This window comes from Streptomyces phytophilus (assembly GCF_013870535.1).
GTDB classification, from domain to species: Bacteria; Actinomycetota; Actinomycetes; order Streptomycetales; family Streptomycetaceae; genus Streptomyces; species Streptomyces phytophilus.
This window is the reverse complement of record NZ_JACBXC010001353.1, coordinates 1-1,567: the sequence shown is the minus strand read 5'-3', so window position 1 is coordinate 1,567 and position 1,567 is coordinate 1. Positions and strand designations below refer to the sequence as shown.

1 protein-coding gene is annotated in these 1,567 nt (G+C 76.1%); it reads right to left on the bottom strand.

The features are described from left to right. The coding region (locus H5J30_RS32305) for an ATP-binding protein (protein WP_445194972.1) at window positions 1-1,567 on the bottom strand (1,567 nt) is incomplete at both ends.

Sequence of the window (1,567 nt, the reverse complement as noted above, 5' to 3'; positions counted from 1 at the left end):
CGACTCGCGCGAGCGGCCCAGGTTCTCCAGCGCCGCGGCCAGGTTCAGCTCCGCGCGCGCCGCCGCCGTGTAGTCGCCGCTGCGCCGGGCCCGGTCGCGGGCCTCGCGCAGCATGTCCAGGCCCAGGTCCTCCCGGCCGGAGTCCTCCAGGTGGATGCCCAGCATCACCTGGGCGTTCAGCTCCAGGTTCTCCTCGCCGGCCACGGCGGCGGTACGCACCGCCAGTTCCGCCGCCGCCAGCCCCTCGGGCCGGCCCGGCCGGTGCAGCATCTCCCAGCTCGCCGCGGCCGTCAGCGCCAGCGCCGGTACCCGCGACGGCGGCAGGTCCCGTACCAGCCGCAGCGCGTGGTCCAGCTCGGCGCGGCCGTCGCCGCGCGCCAGGTCCTCCACCAGCCAGTGCCGCTGCACCCAGAACCACGCCGCGCGCATCGGCTCGGCGGCCTCGTCGATGGCCTCCAGGGCACGCCGGGTCAGCGCCAGCGCCCGTTCCCGCTCGTCCGCGAGCCGGGCGGCGACGACGGTCTCGGCGAGCAGGTCCAGCTCGGTGAGCGGGGTGTCCGCCGCGCCCGGCTCGTAGTCCTCGATGCGGTCCGCGGGCCGCAGCCCGGCGCGTACCTCCGGCGACACGTCGTCCCACAGCTCCATCGCCCGCTTCAGCAGCTCGTACTGCTCGGCGAACGCGTGCCGGCAGCGCGCCTCCACCGCCGCCGCCAGCACCGCGGGCAGCGCCCGCGCGCTGTCCCTGCCGTGGTGCCAGTGCCGGGCGATGCGGGTGAGCCGCTGCTCGGCCCGGACGAGGGTGGGATCGGCCTGGAGGACCTCGGCGTAGCGGCGGTTGAGCCGGGAGCGCTCGCCGGGCAGCAGGTCGTCGCCGGTGGCCTCGCGCAGCAGCGCGTGCCGGAAGCGGAAGCTGTCGGCGCCCGGACTGCCCGCCGCGGGCAGCAGGATGCCGGCGTCGACCGCGGGCCGCAGCGCCTCGATCAACTCCTCCTCACCCTGCCCCGACACGGCGAGCAGCAGCCCGAACTCCACGGTCGAGCCGGCCTCCGCGGCGATCCGCAGCACCCGCTGCGTCGCCTCCGGCAGGGTCTCGACCCGTACGAGCAGCAGGTCGCGCAGCGACTCCGACAGCGCGTCGGGCGAGCCGCCGCAGTCCAGCAGCGCGGTCAGCTCCTCGACGAAGAACGGGTTGCCGTCCGAGCGCTGGAAGATCGTGTCCACCAGGTGCGGCAGCGGCCCGGCGCCCCGGATCGCGGTGATCTGGCCGATGACCTCCTGCCGGGAGAAGCGCGCCAGCTCCACCCGCTGCACCGTGCGCAGCCGGTCCAGCTCGGCGAGGAAGGGGCGCAGCGGGTGGCGGCGGTGGATGTCGTCGGAGCGGTACGTGGCCAGCAGCAGCACGCGGGCGCCCCGGAGGGACCGGATGAGATAGCCGAGCAGTTCGCGGGTGGAGCGGTCCGACCAGTGCAGGTCCTCCAGCGCCAGCACCACCGTCCGCCCGGCGGCCAGCCGCTCCAGCAGCAGGGCGGCGTGCTCGAAGAGCCGGGCCTTGGCGTCGGCGTCGTGC